Below are 21,404 nucleotides of genomic sequence, written 5' to 3' on the forward strand. Positions count from 1 at the left end.
CCGGTGACCCCGCCACCCCGTTCCACGACCTCGAGCAGTACGTCGCGCTGCCCCGCACGAGCGGCCTCACGCTGTCCCCCGACGGCACGCGACTCGTCACGTCGGTGTCGACGCTGGACGACAAGCGCGTCCGCTACGTGTCCGCGCTGTGGGAGGTGGACCCGGCGGGTCAGCGTGCGGCGCGCCGGCTGACCCGCTCCCGCAAGGGCGAGTCCGGCGCGGCGTTCACCGCGGCCGGTGACCTGCTGTTCACCTCGGCCCGCCCGGACCCGGACGGCGCCGAGGGCGACGACCAGGCACCGTCCGCCCTGTGGCAGCTGCCGGCCGACGGCGCGGAGGCCCGCGTGGTCGCCGCCCGCCCCGGCGGTGTGAGCGCGCCGGTCACCGCCCGGGACGCCGACGTCGTCGTCGTGACCTCCGACGTCCTGCCCACCGCGCGGGACACCGCGCACGACGACGCCCTGCGCACCGCCCGCAAGGACAAGAAGGTCGCCGCGATCCTGCACAGCGGCTACCCGGTGCGGTACTGGGACCACGACCTGGGCCCCGCCGAGCCGCACCTGCTCACCGCGCCCGTCACCGGCGAGCTCGTCGCCCCCGTCGCCGGGCAGGCCGAGCCTCGCCTGGACCTGCGCGACCTGACCCCCGCGCCCGGGTCCGCGCTGCGCGAGACCTCGTCGTCCCTCTCGCCCGACGGCGCCACGCTGGTCACCGCCTGGAACCGCCCGGCCGCCCGGGGCGCGCTGCGCACCGTGCTGGTCGCCGTCGACGTGGCGTCCGGTGAGCGCCGCACCCTGGTCGACGACCCGCACGCCGACGCCTCGTCCCCCGTGATCTCGCCGGACGGCGCCTGGGTCGCCTTCGTCCGCGAGACGATCAGCACGCCGCAGGCCGCCCCGCGGGTCACCCTGGCGCTGGTGCCGCTGGGCGGCGGCGACTGGCGCGAGCTCGCCGCCGACTGGGACCGCTGGCCGCACGGCGCCCAGTGGCTGCCGGACTCCTCGGCGGTCCTGGTGGTCGCCGACGACGACGGCCGGTCGCCGGTGTTCCGCATCGACGTCGCGACCGGCGACGTCGCGCGCGTGACCAGCGACGACGCGGCGTTCACCGACCTGCAGGTCGCCCCGGACGGCTCCGCCGCGTACGCGCTGCGGACCTCCTACCTCGAGCCGGCCCACCCGGTGCGGATCGACCTCGCCGCCGCGGCCGCCGGTGCGGTCGAGGCGGTCGCCCTGCCGGCGCCCGCACCGCTGCCGGAGCTGCCCGGGCTGCTGACCGAGGTGGAGACCACCGCCGAGGACGGCTCGCGGGTGCGCGCCTGGCTCGCCGTCCCGGAGGGCGCCGGCGAGAGCGAGCCCGCGCCGCTGCTGCTGTGGATCCACGGCGGGCCGCTCGGGTCGTGGAACGCGTGGTCGTGGCGCTGGAACCCGTGGCTGCTGGTCGCGCAGGGGTACGCGGTGCTGCTGCCGGACCCCGCTCTGTCGACCGGGTACGGGCAGGACTTCGTCCAGCGCGGTTGGGGCGCCTGGGGCGGCGCGCCCTACACCGACCTGCTGGCGATCACCGACGCCGTCTGCGCCCGCCCGGACATCGACCAGACCCGGACCGCGGCGATGGGAGGGTCGTTCGGCGGGTACATGGCCAACTGGGTGGCCGGGCACACCGACCGCTTCCGGGCGATCGTCACGCACGCGAGCCTGTGGGCGCTGGACCAGTTCGGCCCGACGACGGACGCCGGGTACTACTGGGCGCGCGAGATGACCGAGGCCATGGCGCTGGAGAGCTCCCCGCACCGGTTCGTGGAGCAGATCGTCACGCCCATGCTCGTGATCCACGGCGACAAGGACTACCGCGTCCCGATCGGCGAGGGTCTGCGGCTCTGGTACGAGCTGCTCAGCCGCTCCGGGCTGCCGGCCGACGACGAGGGCCGCACCCCGCACCGGTTCCTGTACTTCCCCGACGAGAACCACTGGGTGCTCACGCCGCAGCACGCGATCGTCTGGTACGAGGTGGTGTCGGCCTACCTGGCCCAGCACGTGCTCGGGGAGGAGCGGACGCTGCCGGAGGTCCTGGGCTGACGCCCGACCGGTCCGCCCGACCTGCGCGGGCGACCCGGACGCTCACCCGTCCGGGTCGTCCTGCGCCGGTCCGGCGCACGTCGGCGGGCGGCGGGTCGACCGGCCCGACAGACTGCTCCCCGTAGGCCCGGTGGGGACCGGGCCCCGATGAAGGGACGCGAGCCATGGGTATCGGCGGAGGGATCTTCCTCATCGTGGTGGGCGCCATCCTGGCGTTCGCCGTCAGCGACAGCGTGGACGCGATCGACCTGGCGATGATCGGCTACATCTGCATGGCCGCCGGGGTGCTCGCGCTGATCATCTCGCTGGTCCTCAACGCCCAGCGCACCAACACCACCCACCGCGAGGTCATCGAGCGGCACGACGACCGCCGGCCCCCGGCGCCGCCGCCCGCGTACTGACGCCGCCTGCCTTCCGGACCGTCCGCCCGCGTGCCCCCCGGGCGCTGGCCCGGTCGGCCGTCCGTCCCGCGACGCCTGCCCGCCACGTGCGTCGCCGAACGCCCGATCCGTGTGGGTGGCGTCCTGCACACTCGCACCACGGGCACGGAACGGTGGCAGGGGGGCCATATGGACAGGAACGAGGCGCGCGAGACCAAGCGCCAGATCGCGGGGTACGTGGAGGAGCTGCTGGCGGAGCGGATCGACGCGCGCAGCGTCGGTCCGCAGGTCCCGGCGGTGGGTCTGGGGCTGCGGCCGCTGCCGGACGGCGGGTACGGGCTGGCGGTCCGCTACCGCCTCGGTGTGCCGACGGCCCGGATGGTGGCCCGCAAGGTGGCCGAGCAGGTCGGCCCGGTCGCGGACGTGCGCCGCACGGGTCGGATCAGCGTCGTCCCGCGGCAGGGGACCGGGCCTCGGCCGCCGGTCGTCACCGCCCAGGCCCTGGGGGAGACCGACCGCGTCCGCCCGCTGCGCCCGGGCGTCTCGATCGCCCACGTCGACGTCAGCGCCGGCACGCTCGGCGCCTTCGTCCGGGTGGACGGCGTGCTGCACGCGCTGTCGAACTTCCACGTGCTGGTCGGCTCGCCGTCCGCGAAGGCCGGTGACCCCGTGCTGCAGCCCGGACCGGCCGACGGCGGGCAGGACCCGCAGGACCGGGTCGGGACCCTCGCCGGGTTCGTGCCGCTCCAGGCGGGCGAGGACCACCTCGTCGACGCGGCGATCGCCCGCCTCGACGACACCGACGTCGACCTCGCCTACCCGGTCGGCCTCGTCACCGAGACCGCGGAGGTCGACGGGACCGAGCAGGTCGCCAAGATCGGGCGCACGACCGGGCTGACCCAGGGGCACGTGACGGCGATCGAGCTCGACGACGTCGTCGTCGGGTACGGCGACGAGATGGGCGAGCTGCGCTTCGACAACCAGGTCGAGGTGCAGAGCAACGGCCCCCGGCCGTTCTCCCGCGGGGGTGACAGCGGGTCCCTCGTGTACCGCACCGACGGTGTGGCGATCGGGTTGCTCTTTGCCGGGAGCGAGGCGGGGGGCGACAATGGCAACGGATTGACCTACCTCAACCCGATCGGCGCCGTCCTGGACGCCCTGGGAGCCGAGCTGGCGGGCTGAGGTGTCCGGTGCGGACCTCGCGTCGGGCGACCGACGCGAGGTGCGCACATGGCTGACCTGGACCGAGCACGCGCCGCGAAGGCACGGCTCCGCAGCGACCTGGCCGGACGCTCCGGCGTCTCGGGCGTCGGGATCGCCCGAGGCGCTGACGGGTACCACGTCCGGGTCAACCTGGAGCGGGAGTCGGACCGCACCGGCGTGCCCGGTCAGGTCGAGGGCGTCCCCGTCGACGTGCGCGTCAGCGGCACCATCCGCGCCGGCGGCTGACCCGCCCACCGATGGGTGACCCGGTCGTCGTCGCCGCCCTGCTGATCGCCGCCGCGTCCGCGGCGCTCGTCGCGCGGCTCGCGTTCTGGCTGGGCGGCCGCGCCGGCCGCACCGTGCTCGCCGGGGGCGTGGTGCTGCTCGTCGTCGGGAACGTGATGATCGAGGCGTTCAGCGACGCCGGTCGGGTGCTGTCCGGCGCCACCGTGGGATTCGTGCTGGGCACCCTGGTGGGACTGCTGCGCTACGGCCTCCCCGCGAGCCGCCGGGCACGCGGCGGCGGCTCGTCCTGACCGCACGGCGGACGGCCCGGCATACCCGGCGCCCCCCTCGTGTTCACTACCGCTGTGACACAGAAGACCGCGCAGCTGCCCCGCGTCCGCGCCTCCGAGCTCGTCGGCCGCGGCTGGCTCAACACCGGGGGCCGGTCCATCACCCTGGCCGACCTGCGGGGCAAGGTCGTCGTCCTGGACTTCTGGACCTTCTGCTGCATCAACTGCCTGCACGTCCTGGACGAGCTGCGCGAGCTCGAGGAGCGGCACCGCGACGAGCTCGTGATCATCGGCGTGCACTCGCCGAAGTTCGTGCACGAGGCGGACCCGGTCGCCCTGGCGGCCGCTGTCGAGCGCTACGAGGTGCACCACCCGGTCCTTGACGACCCCGAGCTCGTCACGTGGTCGGCGTACACCGCCCGCGCGTGGCCCACGCTCGTCGTCATCGACCCCGAGGGCTACATCGTCGCCCAGATGGCCGGCGAGGGGCATGCCCGCAACCTGGAGATCCTCGTCGAGGGGCTCGTCACCGAGCACGACGCCAAGGGCACCCTGCACCGGGGCGACGGCCCGTACGTGCCGCCCGCCCCGACGTCGGGCACCCTGCGCTTCCCGGCCAAGGCGCTCGCCCTGCCGGGCGGGACGTTCCTGGTCGCCGACGCCGGCCACCACTCCCTCGCCGAGGTCGACGCGGACGGCGAGACCCTGCTCCGCCGCATCGGCTCCGGTGAGCGCGGCCTGGTCGACGGCGGCCCCGACGAGGCGCGCTTCAGCGAGCCCAACGGCCTGGCGCTCCTGCCGGACGACGTCGCGGCGCAGGTCGGCTACGACGTCGTGGTCGCCGACACCGTGAACCACGCGCTGCGCGGCGTGCGGCTGGTGGACGGGTCCGTCGTGACGCTGGCCGGCACCGGGGAGCAGTACATGGTCGGGGCCGCCGACAACTCACCCGGTGAGGGACCGCGCGGGACCAAGCTGTCCTCGCCGTGGGACGTCACCTGGTGGCCGCAGGCGCAGGCGGTGGCCGTGGCGATGGCCGGCAACCACACGATCTGGGCGTACGAGCCGCGGGAGGGCCGGGTCGAGCAGCTCGCCGGGACGATGAACGAGGGCCTGCAGGACGGCCCGCTGGGCCAGGCGTGGTTCGCGCAGACGTCCGGGCTCGCCGCCGGTCCCGACGGCCGGCTGTGGCTGGCCGACTCCGAGGTGTCCGCGCTGCGGTACCTGGACCTCGCGCCCGCCGACGACGCCGTCGGTGACGACTACCTGGCCGTCACCGTCTCCCGCGCCGGCGACGAGCGCAGCGCGGCGGGGACCGCCGTGGGTGCCGGGCTGTTCGACTTCGGCCTGCGCGACGGCGCCGCCGACCAGGCGCTGCTGCAGCACCCGCTGGGCGTCGCGGTCCTGCCCGACGGGTCGATCGCCGTCGCCGACACCTACAACGGGGCGGTGCGCCGCTACGCGCCCGGCGCCGACGGCGGACAGGTCACCACGCTCGCGCGGGACCTGGCCGAGCCCAGCGGCCTCGTCGTCCTGCCGTCGCCGGACGGCATCGAGCTGCTGGTGGTCGAGTCCGCCGCGCACCGGCTCACGCGCCTGCGCCTGCCCAAGGACGTCGCAGGGGAGATCCTGGACGCCGGGGCGCACCGCACCCAGCGGCCGGTGACCGACGTCGCCCCGGGCACGTTCGCGCTCGACGTCGTCTTCACGCCCGCGGCCGGGCAGAAGTACGACGACCGCTACGGTCCCTCCACCCGGCTCCAGGTCTCCTCGACCCCGCCCGAGCTGCTGCTGGACGGCACCGGGGACGGCGTGGACCTGGTCCGGCAGCTGCGGATCAACCCCGAGGTGACCGAGGGCGTGCTCCACGTGACGGCGCACGCCGCCAGCTGCGACGCGGACCCGGCGATCGAGTACCCGGCCTGCCACCTGAACGCGCAGGACTGGGGTGTCCCGGTCCGGGTGGTCCCCGGCGCCGCGGCGTCGCTGACGCTGCCGCTGCTCGGCTGACCACGGGAGCGGGCCGGGCGGGTCGGCCCGGCCCGGCCCGTCAGACCAGCGCGGGCGCGGGCGCGCCGACGGCGCGCAGCACGAACGTCTCGGTGGCGTGGACCGCGCGCTCGCGGTCCGCGCCGTCGGGCACGCCGCGGCCGGACAGGCACGCGTGGACCAGCGGCACCGTCGTGTCGATGTCCTGCGGCGGGAGGACGCCGGCGTCGATGCCCGCCAGGAGGATGCGCCGCAGGATCCCCTCGACGCCGGCGACGTGCTCGCGCAGCCGGTGCTGCGTCCCGCGCGACAGGACGGTGCGCAGGTCCGGGCCAGGCGCGAGGTGGAACACCCGGGTGAGCTGGGTCTGCTGGCGCACGTAGGTCCGCAGCTGCTCCACCGGGTCCTCCACGCCCCGCAGCGCCTGCTCGAGCGTCGCCACGTACTGCTCGGTCTCGTGCGAGATGAACCCGAGCAGCAGGGACTCCTTGTCGGGGAAGTGGTTGTAGACGGCGGTCCGGCCCATGCCCGCATGGGCGGCGATGTCCGCCAGGCTGATCGCGTCGAAGCCCTTCTCGGCCATCAGCGTCGACAGCGCGGCGAACAGGCGCTGGCGTGTCTGCTCACGGTGCTCGTGCAGGGACCCGCCGATGATCTTGGGCATGGTGACAGTCTCACACGATGTGTCAGATCACGCGGGCCTGGGCGGGGTGAACCCGCACACCCGCCCGCCGGCGGCCTCGCTAGCCTGCCGCCATGGCCGACGACGCACCGCTGCCCGCACCCGCTGACCCGACCGACGCCGGTCCCGCGGGGGACGGGCCGACCGGTTCCCGGGACGTCGCCGGCGCCGTCCCCGCCGACCCCGCGGATGTCGAGCCGGACACCAAGGACTGGACCTGGGTGCTCGAGCGCCCCTGCCCCGAGTGCGGCTTCGTGGCGGCCGACGTCGACCCGCGGGACGTCCCCGGGGTCGTGCGCTCGCTGACCCCGCGGTGGCGCGAGGCGCTGGCGCGGCCCGGAGCCCGGGACCGGCCGGCGCCCGGCGTGTGGTCCCCGCTGGAGTACGCGGCGCACGTGCGCGACGTGAACCGGGTGTTCCTCGGACGCCTGCGCGCCATGGTCGACCTCGACGACCCGCTGTTCGAGAACTGGGACCAGGACGCGACCGCCGTCGCGGAGCGGTACCGCGAGCAGGACCCCGCGGTGGTCGCCGACGAGCTGGGGAGCGCCGCCGCTGACCTGGCGCACGCCCTCGACCACGTCACGCCCGACCAGCTCGGGTGTCCGGGGCGCCGGTCGAACGGCTCGGTCTTCACGGTGCGGACGCTGGTGCGTTACTACCTGCACGACGTCGTCCACCACCTGCACGACGTCCGGGCCTGAGCCGCGTGCACACCCGCTGTCCACAGACCTGTGCGCCCACCCCGGGTGGACGTACACATGCTGTGGACAAGCCTGTGCACGAGCGGGACCGGGGGACCGGCACGAGGTCGGCGCCCGATCGAGATGGGGCCGCGGCGCCGAGCCACCTGAGGTCCGCGGAGCACCTGGCTCCTGCGGACGGGCAGACCGGTCGGACGGGCCAAGCGTCGACGGCGGGTGCGGTGACGCGAGGCCCCTCGGACGCCTACTCCGAGGGGCCTGCGCCGCGTCAGGGTAGGTCCGGGCGGCGTGCGCTCCCCGGCAGCGACACGCCACCCGCCCGGCGTTCACCCGGCCGGGGCGAGCGCCGGGTCGGCCGCGGCATCGGCTGCGGGGCCGGCTGCGGTGTCCGCCGTCGCGTCCCGGGCGTCCGCCGAACCCTCCGGCCGCGTGCCGGCCTCGTCGTCCACCGCCCGACCCGGGACGGTCCGCGCCAACCAGACGACGAGGACGAGCGAGAGCCCGACCGCCCCGAGGAACACCGCCGGCAGCCCGAGCGCCTCCCCGACCACGCCGCCGAGCGCGGCGCCCACCGGGATCGAGCCGAAGGACAGCGTCCGGGACACCCCCGCCACCCGCCCGCGCAGCCCGTCCGGGACCAGGCGCTGGCGCATGGTCTGGCCGACGACGTTGCCGACCATGGTCGTGCCGCCCACGAGGGCGAACGTCACCGCGATCGCGGCCACGTGCGGCACCACCACCGGGACCACCAGCAGGACGGTGCCCAGCAGCCACACCGACGTGATGAGGCGCAGCTCGCCGACCCACCGCCGCAGCCGGTCCGCGACGGCGGCCCCGACCAGCGCGCCGACCGCGAGGGCGGCGGCGAGCGGGCCGTACAGCGCCGCGTCGAGCCCCACCGCCGACCCCGGCCCGACGACCCACAGCACGAAGACGGCGAAGTAGCCGGCACTGGCGAAGTTCAGGACCGTGCCGGTGAGCACGAGGGGACGCAGCACCCGGTGCCGCCACAGGAAGGCGACACCCTCCGCGAGCTCGGTGCGCATCGACGTCGGCGGGCGCCGGCGTGGGACGGCGCCGGCCGTGACGCCGCGCAGCCCACGCAGGGCCAGGAGCGTGGCGATCCCGAGCAGCGCGGCGGGGAGCCCGAGCACGGCGGCGCTGCCCACGCCCACGAGCACCCCGGCCAGCGGGGCACCGAGGAACGCGTTGGCGACCTGCTGGACCCCCAGGAGCCGGCCGTTGGCCGCGGCGAGCTGGTCGCGCGGGACCACGGCGGGGACCAGCGCGGCGGCGGCGGAGTCGGCGAAGACCTCGGCCACGCCGAGCACCAGCAGCAGCGCGAGCACGACCGGGACGGTGAGCACGCCGGCCACGGCCGTGCCGACCCCGGCGGCCAGCACGAGCGTCCGTGCGGCCGTCGCGACGCCGAGGATGCGGACGCGGTCATGCCGGTCGACCAGCACACCCGCGTGCATCGCGAGCAGCAGCCAGGGCAGCGTGGCGGCGGCGCTGAGGAGCGACACGAGGGCGGGCGAGCGGGTCATCGTCACGGCCAGCAGCGGGACGCCGACCTGGAGGACGCCGTCCGCCAGGTTGGACAGCCCCGTGAGGCCCAGCAGGTGGTGGAAGGGTCGGCGCGACGACGCGACGAGGACCGGGTGATCGACCATGACGCGCTCCAGTACTGTAGGCAGCGGAACCTATGCAGAACCTCCTTTGCAAAGATAGGTATGCAGATGTCTGTTGGCAATAGCGGGTCGGAACCTGCGTCGGCCGGGCCCCCTCAGCTGGACGCGTCGGGTCTCAAGGCGTACGCGCACCCGCTGCGGCTGCAGATGATCCGGTACCTCAACGACCACGGACCGGCCACGGCCACGCAGCTCGCACGGCACCTGGGGGAGAGCACCGGGCAGACCAGCTACCACCTGCGCCAGCTGGCCCGGCACGGCCTGGTGGAGGACGACCCGGGTCGGGGCACGGGCCGGGAGCGGTGGTGGCGGTCCCGGTCGTTCCAGGTCCACGCGTCCCAGCTCTCCGGCGACCCGGCGCTCGGACCGGCGGCGCAGGCGGTGCTCAGCTCCGTCGCGCAGAGCCGCAGCGAGGCGCTCGACCGCTGGATGGCGGTCGCGCAGCAGGCGCCGCCGGAGTGGATGGAGGCGGCGCTGCACAGCCAGAGCACGCTGCGCCTGACCCCCGAGGAGGCGCGCGACCTGCACACCGAGGTGCTGGCCGTCCTCGAGCGCTTCGCCGAGCTCGGCCGCGGGCGCGAGGCGGGCGGGCACGGGGACCGGGTCCCGCCCGACGCCGCAGGCGACGACGCACCGAGCGGCGGCGCGGAACCGGGCCCGGAGCGGGTGCGCGTCTACGTCGACGTCTTCCCGCTGTGGGCGGAGCGCGACGACGACCGGTGAGCGGGGCGGGGCGAGGCACCTCTGGGAGGCTGACCCGATGAGCCTGTGGCGCACGCACGAGTCGACCGTCGTCTACGAGAACCGCTGGATCCGCGTGCGGGAGGACGACGTCGACCGCCCCGACGGCAGCCGCGGCATCTACGGCGTCATGGAGGTGCGCCACGCCGCGGTCTTCGTCGTCCCGGTCACCGACGACGACGAGGTCGTGCTCGTCGAGGTCTTCCGGTACACGACCGGGGCTGCGTCGCTCGAGGTCCCCGCGGGCGGGTCGGACGGCGAGGACCTGCTCGCCGCTGCGCGGCGCGAGCTGCGGGAGGAGACCGGGCTCGAGGCGCGGCAGTGGCAGCAGGTCGGGTCGATGTTCGCGCTCAACGGGGTCTGCCACGCGCCGGAGCACGTGTTCGTCGCCCGCGGGCTGCGGCCCGCCGCCGGGAGCGGCCGGCACCAGGCCGAGGAGGGCATCACCGCGGTGCGCACGGTGCCGTGGGCGCGGGCGATCGACATGGTGCGCGACGGCACCATCACGGACGGCGAGACGGTGGCCGCCCTCATGTACGCCGCGATCGCGCTGGGGCGGGTGGCCTGACGACCGCCGCCCCCACCGGCCCCGGACGCGCGCTGGGGTGACCACGACGGCCGGGCACCCCGAACCACGCGGCGAGCCCGGTGCCCAGGCCCTCCTGGTCGTCACCGACCCAGACCACGTGCCCGTCCGGGCGCAGCAGCACCGCGGGCACGTCGAGCTCCTCGCTGCCGTCGACGACGTGGTCGACCCGGCCCTCCCAGCCCGCGACGGACAGCCGTCCGGTCCGGTCGAGCAGCAGCCCGCGGCCGCGGTGCATCAGCCCGTAGAGCGGCCCACCGGTGAGCGGGACGTCCCGGAGCCGCCGGCCGAGCAGCGGGTGCCCCGCGCCGACGTCGTACCGCACATCGATCGCGGCGACCCTGGCGGTCAGGTACCGGTGCACCTCGGGCAGGTCCATCAGCTCGGAGAGCAGCCGTCGCACCGCCTGCGCGCCGGGCTCGAGCGACAGCAGCTCCGACTGCGCGCGGGTGCTGTCCAGCACGGCGGCGGCGACCGGTCGCCGCTCGGTGCCGTAGGTGTCCAGCAGCCCCTCCGGGGCCCAGCCGTCGACCGCGGCGGCGAGCTTCCAGCCGAGGTTGAACGCGTCCTGCAGGCCCAGGTTCAGGCCCTGACCGCCGAGGGGCGGGTGCACGTGGGCGGCGTCACCGGCCAGCAGGACGCGACCCACGCGATAGCGCTCGGCCAGGCGGGTCGCGTCACCGAACCGGGAGAGCCAGCGCGGTGAGTGCGCGCCCAGGTCGGTGCCGGCCACCGCCCGCAGCCGCTCGCGCAGCTCGTCGACGGTCGGTGGGACCGACCGGTCGCCGGTCACGCCGTCGGCAGGGACGACCACCCGGTACAGCCCGTCGCCGAGCGGGCCGGCGCCGAACCCGAGCTGGGTCCGGCGGACCTCGGTGACCACGGCGGTCACGGTCTGCGGCGGTGCGGTCAGCTCGACCTCGCCGAGCAGCCACTCGGCGGACGCCGGCTCACCCGGGAAGTCCACGCCGAGCAGCGCGCGCACCGTGCTGCGGCCGCCGTCGCACCCGACGAGGTAGCGGGCACGCACGGTCGTCCCGTCGTCGAGCTCGGCGGTCACGCCGTCGTCGTCCTGCGTCAGCCCGGCCAGGCGGCTCCCCCACCGGACCTCCGTGCCGAGCTCGGCGGCGCGGTCGCCCAGCAGACGCTCGGTGACGTCCTGCGGGATGCCCAGGACGTACGCGTGCGCGGTGTCGAGCCCGGTGGGTGGCGGCTTGACGATGCCGGCGAAGCCACCGACCGGGTACCGGGTCCCGAGCGGGAGGAAGCGCTCCAGCAGCCCGCGCTGGTCCAGGACCTCGACGCTGCGCGCGTGCAGCCCGAGCGCGCCGGGGCGCCTGGTCCGCTCCGCGTCCCTCTCCAGGACGACCACGTGCACGCCGTGCAGCCGCAGCTCGGCCGCCAGCATCAGGCCCGTCGGTCCACCACCGGCGACGACCACGTCGATCATGAGTGCCCCTTCCCTTCCGCCGGACGACGTCGCTCGCCGCGCGCACCGGGCGCGGACGAGGACCGGAGGGCCGCCCTCGGGGCGCGGACCGGCCCCGGGCGGGCGACGACGTCGACGTGCGTCGCCCGTTCCGGGGGCGCCGAGGTCCCCGGTCGGCGCCTCGCCGGAGTACTGTCCCGCGCCGACCCGGCGTTGCCGCAAGGCCCGGGGTGCGCTATAGGTTGAGAGCGGCGGGAGGCACCCGGCCGCGACGGCCGTGGTCGCGACCCCGCCTCAGACCTGCGGGGACCCCAGGGCCAGGCGGAGCGACTCCAGCGCCGACGGCACGACGGCGTACCAGACGTTGGTGCCGCGCCGCTCGCTCGTCACCAGTCCCGCCTCGCGCAGGATCTTCAGGTGGTGGCTGACCGTCGGCTGGCTCCTGCCGACCGGCTCGACGAGGTCGCACGCGCACACGGCGCCGTCCTTGGAGGTCGCCAGCAGGCTCAGCAGCCGCAGCCGGACGGGATCCGCCAGGGCCGCGAACCGGCGCGCGAGCTCGGCGGCGTCGGCCGACCCGAGCGGGACGTCCTGCAGCGGGGCGCAGCACGGCTCGACGGCCGGCATGGCCAGCACCGGAAGCTCGCGGACGACGGTCACGGGACCTCCTCGGGACCAGACATTGACAATCGTCGATGCCGGGTCCAGGGTCGAGCATCGACAGACATCGATACTACCCGACGTCACGCTCATCCCCCGGGAGGACGGCCATGGCCCGCAGCACCACCTCGACCGCGTCGACCGTCGCGACCGCACCCGCGGCCGTCGCCGGTGCCGGCACGCCGGCGCCCCTGCCCGTCGCCGTGATCGGCGCCGGACCGATCGGGCTCGCCGCGGCGGCGCACCTCGCCGACCGTGGGCTGCCGTTCGTCGTCCTGGAGGCGGGCACGGCCGTGGGTGCGGCGGTCCGGCAGTGGGCGCACGTGCGCACGTTCACGCCGTGGCGGTACGTCGTCGACCCCACCGCTGCGGTGCTCCTGGCCCCGACGGGCTGGTCGGTGCCGAGCACGCCCGTGCCGCCCACCGGTGCCGAGATCGTCCGGCACTACCTCGAGCCGCTCGCCGGGCTCCTGGGGGACCGCGTGCTCCTGGGCCACCGGGTGGTCGCGGTCGCCCGCGACGGCATGGACAAGAGTCGCAGCGTCGGCCGTGAGCGGCGTCCGTTCGTGCTGCGCGTGCAGGACGGCGCCGGCGTCGTCCGCGAGGTGCGGGCACGGGCGGTCGTCGACGCCTCGGGCACCTGGGACCACCCGAACCCGCTCGGCGCCTCGGGGCTGCCGGCGACCGGTGAGGCCGACGTCGCCGACCTGCTGACCGGCCCGCTGCCGGACGTCCTGGGCACGGACCGTGCGCGCTTCGCCGGTCGGACGACGCTGGTCGTCGGCGCGGGCCACTCCGCGGCGTCCACGCTGCTGGCCCTGGGCCGCCTGGCGGAGGAGGCGGCGGGGACCCGCATCCTCTGGGCGATCCGGGCGGCGGACCCGGGGCGCGTCTACGGCGGCGGTGCCGGCGACGAGCTGCCCGCGCGCGGCCGGCTCGGGACGGACCTGCGCGGGCTCGTGGGGTCCGGCGTGGTCGAGCTGGTGACCGGGTTCGCGACCACGGAGCTCGTCCGCCAGGGCGACACCGTCACCGTGGTGGGGACCACGGACGCCGGACCGGTGCGGCTCGCCGGCGTCCACCAGGTCGTGGCCGCGACGGGCTTCCGCCCGGACCTGACCGTGCTCGCCGAGCTGCGCCTGGACCTCGACCCCGGGCTGGAGGCCCCGCGCACCCTCGGGCCGCTGATCGACCCGGCCTTCCACAGCTGCGGGACGGTGCCACCGCACGGCCACCGCGACCTCGCGCACCCCGAGCCGGGGTTCTACGTCGTCGGCATGAAGTCCTACGGCCGCGCGCCGACGTTCCTCCTCACCACCGGCAACGAGCAGGTGCGCAGCGTCGTGGCCGCCCTCGCCGGGGACCTGGCCGCCGCCGACGACGTCCGGCTCGTCCTGCCGCAGACCGGCGTCTGCTCGGTCGACGCGAGCGGGAGGGACACGGCCGCGTCCGGCGGGTGCTGCGGTGCCCCGTCCGGCGTCGACACCCCCGCGGTGCCGGTGGGTGCGCACCGGCTGCTGCCCGTGGGCGTGCCCGCGCGCGGGTTCGCGAGCGGCCTGCCGGGAGGGGGCCGGGTCGCCGAGCTGGTCCTCGACGTCGCGGCGCGGACGCCGGGACCTGCCGACGACCGGGCCGGCTGCTGCGCACCCTGACGGAGCGCACCGTGACCTCGCGCACCTGATCGCGCGCACCCGGACCTGCCCACCCGACCCCGGCGCACCCCGACCCTGCGCCCGCCCCGGCTCACCCCCGGGCCAGCGCCGCCCCCATCTGCTCCATCGCCCGGACCACCAGGTGCCGCGGCGTCGCGAAGTTGTACCGGACGAACCCCGGGGCGCCGCTCAGGGCGCCGTCGACCAGCGCCACGCCGGCGTGCTCGAGGAAGAAGGCCGCGGGATCCGCGAGCCCGACGTCGCGGCAGTCCAGCCACGCGAGGTACGTCCCCTCCGGCGGGCGGTAACCGACGCCGGGCAGGTGCTCGGCGACGAGGTCCGTCAGCGCCCGACGGTTGCCGTCCAGGTAGCCCAGCACCTGCGCGAGCCACGGCGCGCCCGCGGAGTACGCCGCCGCGTTCGCCACGACGCCCAGGTTCGCCGCCCCGTGCTCGGCCATCATCGCGATCTGCGACCAGCGGGCCCGGTCGGGGTCGCTCGACAGGACGACCTGGGCGCACTTCGTCCCCGGCAGGTTCCAGGCCTTGGACGCCGACGTCGCGGTGAGGGTGTGCCCGGCCGTGACCTCGCCGATCGACGCGTACGGCACGTGCCGGTGCCCCGGGAAGACCAGCGGCGCGTGGATCTCGTCGGAGAACACCCGCCCGCCGTGCCGGTCGACCACCTCGGCGACCGCCACCATCTCCGCCCGCTCCAGCACGCGACCGATCGGGTTGTGCGGGTTGCACAGGACCAGCAGGTCACCGCCCGCCCGGAAGGCGGCGTCCAGCGCGTCGAGGTCGTAGCCCAGCCGGTCGCCGGACGGCACCATCGGCACCCGGATGATCTCCCGACCCTGGGCGAGGGGGACGGTGAGGAACGGCATGTAGGACGGGACCGGCACGATCACCGCGCTGCCCGGGCGGGAGAAGTGCTCGATCGCGATCTGGAGCGCCTGGACGACGTCGGCCACGGGACGGACGTCGTCCGGCGCCACGGGCCAGCCGTACCGGTCCTGCGCCCACCGGGCGTAGGCGTGCGACATCGTCGCGGCCATCGTCGGGGTGAGGTAGCCGAAGGCTCCGGTGTCCACCGCCGCGTGCAGCGCCTCGACGACCGGCGGGGCGGTCCCGAAGTCCATCTCCGCCACGAACGCGCCCAGCTTGTCCGGGTAGAGGGACCACTTGAGGCCGCCGGTGCGGCGCAGCGCCTCCACCTGGACGTCGTCGAACGCGGAGGTGTCGGTCATGTCTGCTCCTGCCTCTGCGGGTGGTGCGCCGGCGTGCCGGTGGCCCGGTCGCCGGTCGGTCTGCCGGCCCATCGTGCCGCGAGCGGCGGGCACGCGGGCGGACCGCGGGCGGACCGGACGCGGACGCAGCGACGTCCGCGGAGGCCGTCGGGGGCCGGCGCTACCCTCGGCCCTATGGGCCGGCACCCGCGGATCGACGCGCGCAGCACCGGTGTCCTCGTCGCCAGCAACGTGCTGGGCGGGGTGGGGGTGGCGTCCGGCATCGCGGTCGGTGGTCTGCTCGCCGAGCGGCTGGGCGGCACCTCCGTCGCCGGGCTCGGGCAGGCGGCCGGCGTCCTGGGTGCCGCCGTCGCGGCGGTCCCGCTGGCCGCGCTCGCCGCCCGCCGCGGACGCCGGTGGTCGCTCGCCGGTGGCTACGCGGTCGCGGTGCTGGGCGCGGTCGTCGTGGTCACGTCGGCGGTGCTGTCCCAGCTGGTCCTGCTGTTCGTCGGGCTCGGTCTGTTCGGCGTCGCCCAGGCCGTCAACCTCCAGGCGCGGTACGCCGCCGCGGACGGCATCGCCCCGGCCGGCCGGGCACGCGTCATGTCGGTCGTGCTGTGGGCGACGACGATCGGCTCGGTCGCCGGCCCGAACCTCACCGCGGTCGGTGCACGCGTGGGCGAGGGCGTCGGGGTGCCCGCCCTCGCCGGCCCGTACCTGTTCTCCGTCGTGGCCTTCGCCGGCGCGTCCGTGGCGGTGGCGCTGCTGTTCCGCCCGCTGCCGGTCGCGTCCGACCCTGCGGGTGACCTGCCGGCGGGGACGACCCCGCTCACGGCGTCCCCGGTGGGGGACCCGCCGACCGTGGCGCCCTCGCCCGTGCCGCCCGGCACGCCGCCGCCCCGCGTCGGCGCGCTCACCGCCCTGCGCCGGGCCGCCGCGGACCCGGTGATGCGCCTGGGCGTCGGGCTGCTGGCGATCTCGCACGCGGTGATGGTCATGGTCATGGTGATGACGCCGCTGCACATGCAGCACGGCGGGATGTCGCTCGAGCTCGTCGGCGTGGTCATCAGCCTGCACGTGCTCGGCATGTACGCGCTGAGCCCGGTGCTCGGCTGGCTCGCGGACCGCTGGGGACCGCTGCGGCTCGCCGCCGGCGGGCTGGGCGTGCTGGCCGTGGCGGTGACGCTGGGGTTCGTCGCGGCGGCGTCCCCGGGCAGCGGCACGGTGACCGCGACGGCCCTCGTGGTCCTCGGTCTGGGCTGGTCGGCCGGTGTCATCGCGTCGTCCGCGATCCTGGCGACCGCACCTGGCGACATCCGGCTGCCCCTGCAGGGCGTGACGGACGCCGGGATGAGCTACGCCGGCGCGGCCGCCGCGGCCCTGGCCGGGCCGGTCCTGGCCGCCGGTGGCTTCCGCGGGGTCAACGTCGCGGCGGCCCTCCTGCTGCTGCCGGCGCTCGTCCTGCTCGCCGGCGCGATGCGGACCGACCGCCGCGGCCTCGCCGGCGACGGCCGGGCGGACCGGCCCGGCGCCCTGGAGACCGCCTAGCCCCACGCACGGGAGCCGCGTGAGCGCGCAGGGGCCGGATCCGCGCCTCGCCGCCGCGGCATCGCGCGCCCGCGCTCTGCTAGAACGACGCCATGACCACCCGCGGGCGCCCCCCACGATGACGACGCGAGCGGCGGAGATCGTCGTCACCGTGGACACCGTCCGCCGGCTGCTGGCCGCCCAGCAGCCCGCCCTGGCGTCGCTGCCCGTGCGGCCGGTCCGGTCCCTGGGGACCGTCAACGCCGTGTTCCGGCTCGGGGACGACCTGTGCGTCCGGGTGCCGCGCGTCCCGGACTGGGCGGAGAGCCTGGACCGGGAGTGGCGCTGGCTGCCGCTGCTGGGCCCCCACCTGCCGCTCGCGATCCCCGAGCCGGTGGCGTGGGGCACCCCGGACGACACCTTCCCGCTGCCCTGGGCGGTGCTGCGGTGGATCGACGGCGAGACCTACGCCGACGACGTCGTCGCGGACGAGGCGGCCGCGGCGCGGGCCCTGGCCGGGTTCGTCACGGCGCTGCGGCGCATCGACCCGACCGGCGCCCCGGTCGCCGGCAGGCGCCCGTTGCGCGAGCTGGACGCGCAGACCCGCGCGGCGATCGCGTCCGTCCCGGACCTCCTCGACGCCCGCGCGGCGATCGCGGCGTGGGACCGCGCGCTGGACGCCCCCCCGTGGACCGGTGCCCCGGTGTGGATCCACGGTGACCTGCTCCGACCCAACCTGCTGGTCCGTGACGGACGACTGGTCGCGGTCATCGACTTCGGCGGGGTCGGCGGCGGGGACCCGGCCACCGACCTGCTCGCGGCGTGGGCGGTGCTCGGGCTCCGCGGGCGGCAGGTCCTCCGGCAGGCGCTGGAGGCGGACGACGGCACGTGGGAGCGGGCGCGTGGCATCGCGCTGCACCAGGCGGCGCTGATCGTCCCGTACTACCGCGACACCAACCCGGCCTTCGCGGCGCTCGCGGTCCGCACCGTGGAGCGCGTGCTGGCCGACGTCGCCCGGGCCCGGGCATGACGCCGTCCGGCGCTGGTGCGACGGCGTCGGCCCGCGCGACGCCGTCCGGCCCCACGGATGCGCGCGGCGGGGACCTGGACGAGGCTGGGGCGCGCGACGGGCGACCGCTCGGTCGCGGGCGAGCCGGCCGCACGACCACGAGGAGCGCGACCACGAGGAGCGACATGAGCGGCGCCTTCCCCGCCGGAGTGGCGGTCGCCGCCGCACGCCTGCCCGGGACCACGGACGCGGACTGGTCGACGCTGCTGACCCGGCTGGACCGGGAGTGGCCACGGCTGGAGCGGCTGTTCGAGCAGGTCTACGGCACCGGTGAGCGCAGCGTCGCCGAGCTCGCCCTGCTCGCCGGGCAGCTGGCCACGAGCTGGCAGGAGCGTCCCGCCGACCTCCGGGCGCTCGACGCGGCCCGCGAGGCGGACCCCACCTGGTTCACGTCCAACCGGATGCTCGGCGGGGTGCTCTACGTCGACCGCTACGCCGGGGACCTGGAGGGGGTGCGCGCCCGGATCCCGTACTTCACCGAGCTCGGCCTGACCTACCTGCACCTCATGCCGCTGTTCGCGGCACCGGAGGAGAACTCCGACGGCGGCTACGCCGTCTCCAGCTACCGGGACGTCGCGCCCGCGCTGGGGACCATGGCGCAGCTGACGGACCTGGCAGCCGAGCTGCGGGCGAACGGCATCGCGCTGGTCGTCGACTTCATCTTCAACCACACGTCCGACGAGCACGAGTGGGCACGGCGTGCCGCGGCGGGGGAGCGCGACCACGAGGACTTCTACTGGTTCTTCCCCGACCGGACCATGCCGGACGCGTACGAGCGGACGGTGCGGGAGATCTTCCCCGACGACCACCCGGGCTCCTTCGTCCCGGTCCCCACGCCTGACGGCCAGGGCGTGCGGTGGGTGTGGGCGACGTTCCACTCGTTCCAGTGGGACCTCAACTACGCCAACCCTGCGGTGTTCCGGGCCATGGCCGGCGAGATGCTGTTCCTCGCGAACCGGGGCGTGGACATCCTGCGGATGGACGCGGTCGCGTTCATCTGGAAGCGGCTGGGCACCTCGTGCGAGTCCCAGCCCGAGGCGCACGTGCTGCTGCAGGCGTTCAACGCGGTGTGCCGGATCGCCGCCCCGGCGGTGCTCTTCAAGTCCGAGGCGATCGTCCACCCGGACGAGGTGATCCGGTACGTGTCTCCGGGGGAGTGCCAGCTGTCCTACAACCCGCTGCAGATGGCGCTGATCTGGAACAGCCTCGCGACCCGCGACGCCCGGCTGCTCCAACAGGCCCTCGAGCGCCGTCACGCGCTGCCGCCGGGCACCGCCTGGGTGAACTACGTGCGCAGCCACGACGACATCGGCTGGACGTTCGCCGACGAGGACGCCGCCGAGCTCGGCATCGACGGGTACGCGCACCGGCGGTTCCTCAACCAGTTCTTCGTCAACCGGTTCCCCGGGTCCTTCGCCCGCGGGGTGCCGTTCGCCGACAACCCGCGCACCGGGGACTGCCGCATCGCCGGCACGACGGCGTCGCTGGCGGGGCTGGAGGCGGGGGACCCCGGCGCCGTCGACCGGATCGTGCTCGCGCACGCGATCGTGCTGTCCACCGGAGGCGTGCCGCTGCTGTACCTGGGCGACGAGGTCGGCCAGCTCAACGACCTCGCCTACGCCGACGAGCCCGGGCACGCGGGCGACAGCCGGTGGGTGCACCGCCCGCGCTACCCCGCCCGCGACTACGCCCAGCGGCTGGACCCGTCCACCGACGCGGGCCGGGTGCACGCCCGGCTGCGGCGGCTGGTCGACGTCCGGCGGGCCACCCCCGAGCTCGCCGGGAACACCCTGGTCACGTTCGACACGCACAACCCGCACCTGGTGGCCTACCAGCGACCCGGGAGGCACGACGGGCGCCGCACCGTGGTGCTCGTGGTCGCCAACGTGGCCGACGACGGGCAGACCGTGGACGCCCGGACGCTGTCCGGGCTGCCGCCGGTCGCCGAGGACCTGCTCACCGGGGGCGAGGTGCGGATCGGGGACGGGCTGACGCTCCCGCCGCACGGCGTCGTCTGGCTGCGGGTCACGCCGGAGCCCGGATGAGCCCCGCCCGGGGCGGCGTGCGCGTCCCCCCGCTGGTCGAGCCGGGTCCGCCGCTCGACGCGGCGGCGGTCACCCGCTGGTCGCGGCACCTGCTGCTGCCCGGGGTGGGCGAGGTCGGGCAGCGCCGGCTGACCAACGCCCGGGTCTGCGTCGTCGGCGCCGGGGGGCTGGGTGCGCCGGTGCTGCAGTACCTCGCCGCAGCGGGGGTCGGCACGCTCGGCATCGTCGACCCGGACGAGGTCGAGCTGAGCAACCTCCAGCGCCAGGTGCTGCACGGCACCGCCGACGTCGGCCGCCCCAAGGTCGACAGCGCCCGGGACGCGGTGCACGCGATCGACGGCGGCGTCCGGGTCGTCGCCCACCCCGTGCGGCTCACGGCCACGAACGCCGAGGAGATCCTCGCCGGGTACGACCTGGTCGTGGACGGGACCGACAACTTCCCCACGCGGTACGCGGTGAACGACGCGTGCGTCCGCCTCGGCCTGCCGGAGGTGTGGGGCTCCGTCCTCCGGTTCGACGCCCAGGTCTCGGTGTTCTGGGGCCGGCCCCCCGACGGCGTCCCGGCCGTCCAGCTGCGGGACCTGTTCCCCGAGGCACCGCCGCCGGGCAGCGTCCCGTCGTGCGCCGAGGGTGGCGTCCTCGGCGCACTGTGCGGGCAGGTCGGGTCCGTCATGGCGACCGAGGCCGTCAAGCTCCTCACCGGCGCCGGGGAGCCGCTGCTCGGTCGTGTGCTCGTCCTCGACGCGCTCGCGGGCCGCTGGTCGGAGGTCCCGCTGTCCGGTGCGCCGGCGGACGGTCCCGCGCCGCCGGCGTCGCGGGGAGGCTCGCACGGGAGCGTGCCGGGTCCCGGGCCGCACACGCCCGACGGCGCCCCACCCCCGGCCGAGGACGTCCCGACCGTCACCGCCCGGAGGCTGGCCGAGCGGCTCGCCGCCCGCGACCGCGGCGGTGACCGGTTCGTGCTCGTGGACGTGCGCGAGCCCGGCGAGCGGGCCCTGGTCGCGATCCCCGGGGCGGTGAGCATCCCCCTCGGTGACGTCCTGGCCGGCACCGCGGACCTGCCGCGCGACGTCCCGGTCGTCCTGCACTGCCACAGCGGGGTGCGCTCCGCGCAGGCCGGGCGCGCCCTGCTCGACGCGGGGTACTCGGACGTGCGGCACGTGGGCGGCGGGGTGCTCGCCTGGGTCGCCGACGTCGACCCGACCCTGCCCACGTACTGACCGAC

19 protein-coding genes are annotated in these 21,404 nt (G+C 76.0%); 14 read left to right on the plus strand and 5 right to left on the minus strand.

Annotated elements, in window-relative coordinates; all coding sequences use genetic code 11:
• The first annotated feature begins 47 nt into the window (after positions 1 to 47).
• From CAE01nite_RS01370 to CAE01nite_RS01395, 6 genes are all read left to right on the plus strand, one after another.
• Positions 48 to 2,078 carry a S9 family peptidase gene (locus CAE01nite_RS01370; protein ID WP_246130970.1) on the plus strand — a complete coding sequence of 677 codons (2,031 nt, stop codon included), beginning with the start codon at positions 48 to 50 and terminating at the stop codon, positions 2,076 to 2,078.
• Positions 2,079 to 2,242: 164 nt separating this feature from the next.
• The gene (locus CAE01nite_RS01375) at positions 2,243 to 2,479 is read left to right on the plus strand and encodes a DUF6458 family protein (RefSeq protein ID WP_146898811.1); all 237 of its coding nucleotides are present in this window, start codon (positions 2,243 to 2,245) and stop codon (positions 2,477 to 2,479) included.
• A 168-nt stretch (positions 2,480 to 2,647) separates the two neighbouring features.
• Complete coding sequence (locus tag CAE01nite_RS01380) at positions 2,648 to 3,640, plus strand: chymotrypsin family serine protease (protein WP_146898813.1); 993 nt, start codon at positions 2,648 to 2,650, stop codon at positions 3,638 to 3,640.
• 48 nt (positions 3,641 to 3,688) lie between these two features.
• A complete protein-coding gene (locus CAE01nite_RS01385; protein ID WP_146898816.1) occupies positions 3,689 to 3,907 on the plus strand; it encodes a hypothetical protein in 219 nt (72 codons plus the stop codon).
• Positions 3,908 to 3,918: 11 nt separating this feature from the next.
• On the plus strand, positions 3,919 to 4,197 hold the full coding sequence (locus tag CAE01nite_RS01390) for a hypothetical protein (RefSeq protein ID WP_146898819.1): 279 nt from the start codon (positions 3,919 to 3,921) through the stop codon (positions 4,195 to 4,197).
• A 54-nt stretch (positions 4,198 to 4,251) separates the two neighbouring features.
• Positions 4,252 to 6,186 carry an NHL domain-containing thioredoxin family protein gene (locus CAE01nite_RS01395; RefSeq protein WP_146898822.1) on the plus strand — a complete coding sequence of 645 codons (1,935 nt, stop codon included), beginning with the start codon at positions 4,252 to 4,254 and terminating at the stop codon, positions 6,184 to 6,186.
• A 40-nt stretch (positions 6,187 to 6,226) separates the two neighbouring features.
• On the opposite strand, the gene CAE01nite_RS01400 is transcribed toward CAE01nite_RS01395, so the two are convergent.
• A complete protein-coding gene (locus CAE01nite_RS01400; protein ID WP_146898825.1) occupies positions 6,227 to 6,829 on the minus strand; it encodes a TetR/AcrR family transcriptional regulator in 603 nt (200 codons plus the stop codon).
• Positions 6,830 to 6,921: 92 nt separating this feature from the next.
• On the opposite strand from CAE01nite_RS01400, the gene CAE01nite_RS01405 reads away from it, so the two are divergent.
• Complete coding sequence (locus tag CAE01nite_RS01405; protein ID WP_146898828.1) at positions 6,922 to 7,551, plus strand: DinB family protein; 630 nt, start codon at positions 6,922 to 6,924, stop codon at positions 7,549 to 7,551.
• Positions 7,552 to 7,877: 326 nt separating this feature from the next.
• Here CAE01nite_RS01405 and CAE01nite_RS01410 read toward each other — a convergent pair whose 3' ends face one another.
• Positions 7,878 to 9,224, minus strand: coding sequence for an MFS transporter (locus CAE01nite_RS01410; protein ID WP_146898831.1), 1,347 nt, complete (start codon positions 9,222 to 9,224; stop codon positions 7,878 to 7,880).
• A 60-nt stretch (positions 9,225 to 9,284) separates the two neighbouring features.
• Between CAE01nite_RS01410 and CAE01nite_RS01415 the strand changes: the two genes are divergently transcribed.
• A complete protein-coding gene (locus tag CAE01nite_RS01415; RefSeq protein WP_146898834.1) occupies positions 9,285 to 9,965 on the plus strand; it encodes an ArsR/SmtB family transcription factor in 681 nt (226 codons plus the stop codon).
• A 37-nt stretch (positions 9,966 to 10,002) separates the two neighbouring features.
• Positions 10,003 to 10,551 carry an NUDIX domain-containing protein gene (locus CAE01nite_RS01420; RefSeq protein ID WP_146898837.1) on the plus strand — a complete coding sequence of 183 codons (549 nt, stop codon included), beginning with the start codon at positions 10,003 to 10,005 and terminating at the stop codon, positions 10,549 to 10,551.
• On the opposite strand, the gene rox is transcribed toward CAE01nite_RS01420, so the two are convergent.
• The gene (gene rox / locus CAE01nite_RS01425; protein WP_146898847.1) at positions 10,514 to 12,019 is read right to left on the minus strand and encodes a rifampin monooxygenase; all 1,506 of its coding nucleotides are present in this window, start codon (positions 12,017 to 12,019) and stop codon (positions 10,514 to 10,516) included. The two genes, CAE01nite_RS01420 and rox, sit on opposite strands and share 38 nt — an antisense overlap.
• 273 nt (positions 12,020 to 12,292) lie before the next feature.
• Complete coding sequence (locus CAE01nite_RS01430; protein ID WP_246130934.1) at positions 12,293 to 12,658, minus strand: ArsR/SmtB family transcription factor; 366 nt, start codon at positions 12,656 to 12,658, stop codon at positions 12,293 to 12,295.
• A 110-nt stretch (positions 12,659 to 12,768) separates the two neighbouring features.
• Between CAE01nite_RS01430 and CAE01nite_RS01435 the strand changes: the two genes are divergently transcribed.
• On the plus strand, positions 12,769 to 14,310 hold the full coding sequence (locus tag CAE01nite_RS01435; protein WP_146898850.1) for an NAD(P)-binding domain-containing protein: 1,542 nt from the start codon (positions 12,769 to 12,771) through the stop codon (positions 14,308 to 14,310).
• A 91-nt stretch (positions 14,311 to 14,401) separates the two neighbouring features.
• Here CAE01nite_RS01435 and CAE01nite_RS01440 read toward each other — a convergent pair whose 3' ends face one another.
• Positions 14,402 to 15,559, minus strand: a complete 1,158-nt coding sequence (locus CAE01nite_RS01440; RefSeq protein WP_146898853.1) for a MalY/PatB family protein — start codon at positions 15,557 to 15,559, stop codon at positions 14,402 to 14,404.
• A 174-nt stretch (positions 15,560 to 15,733) separates the two neighbouring features.
• Here CAE01nite_RS01440 and CAE01nite_RS01445 point away from each other — a divergent pair, with 174 nt between their 5' ends.
• The 4 genes from CAE01nite_RS01445 to CAE01nite_RS01460 all read left to right on the plus strand — a co-directional run bounded on the left by CAE01nite_RS01445 (position 15,734) and on the right by CAE01nite_RS01460 (position 21,399).
• A complete protein-coding gene (locus CAE01nite_RS01445) occupies positions 15,734 to 17,086 on the plus strand; it encodes an MFS transporter (protein ID WP_146898856.1) in 1,353 nt (450 codons plus the stop codon).
• 118 nt (positions 17,087 to 17,204) lie between these two features.
• Complete coding sequence (locus CAE01nite_RS01450; RefSeq protein ID WP_146898859.1) at positions 17,205 to 18,095, plus strand: aminoglycoside phosphotransferase family protein; 891 nt, start codon at positions 17,205 to 17,207, stop codon at positions 18,093 to 18,095.
• Positions 18,096 to 18,259: 164 nt separating this feature from the next.
• Positions 18,260 to 20,179, plus strand: a complete 1,920-nt coding sequence (locus CAE01nite_RS01455; protein WP_146898862.1) for an amylosucrase — start codon at positions 18,260 to 18,262, stop codon at positions 20,177 to 20,179.
• Positions 20,176 to 21,399 carry a ThiF family adenylyltransferase gene (locus CAE01nite_RS01460; protein WP_222595785.1) on the plus strand — a complete coding sequence of 408 codons (1,224 nt, stop codon included), beginning with the start codon at positions 20,176 to 20,178 and terminating at the stop codon, positions 21,397 to 21,399. The genes CAE01nite_RS01455 and CAE01nite_RS01460 overlap by 4 nt, the downstream gene beginning before the upstream one ends.
• Positions 21,400 to 21,404: the final 5 nt, after the last annotated feature.

The organism is Cellulomonas aerilata (assembly GCF_007991755.1).
Classification (GTDB): Bacteria; Actinomycetota; Actinomycetes; order Actinomycetales; family Cellulomonadaceae; genus Pengzhenrongella; species Pengzhenrongella aerilata.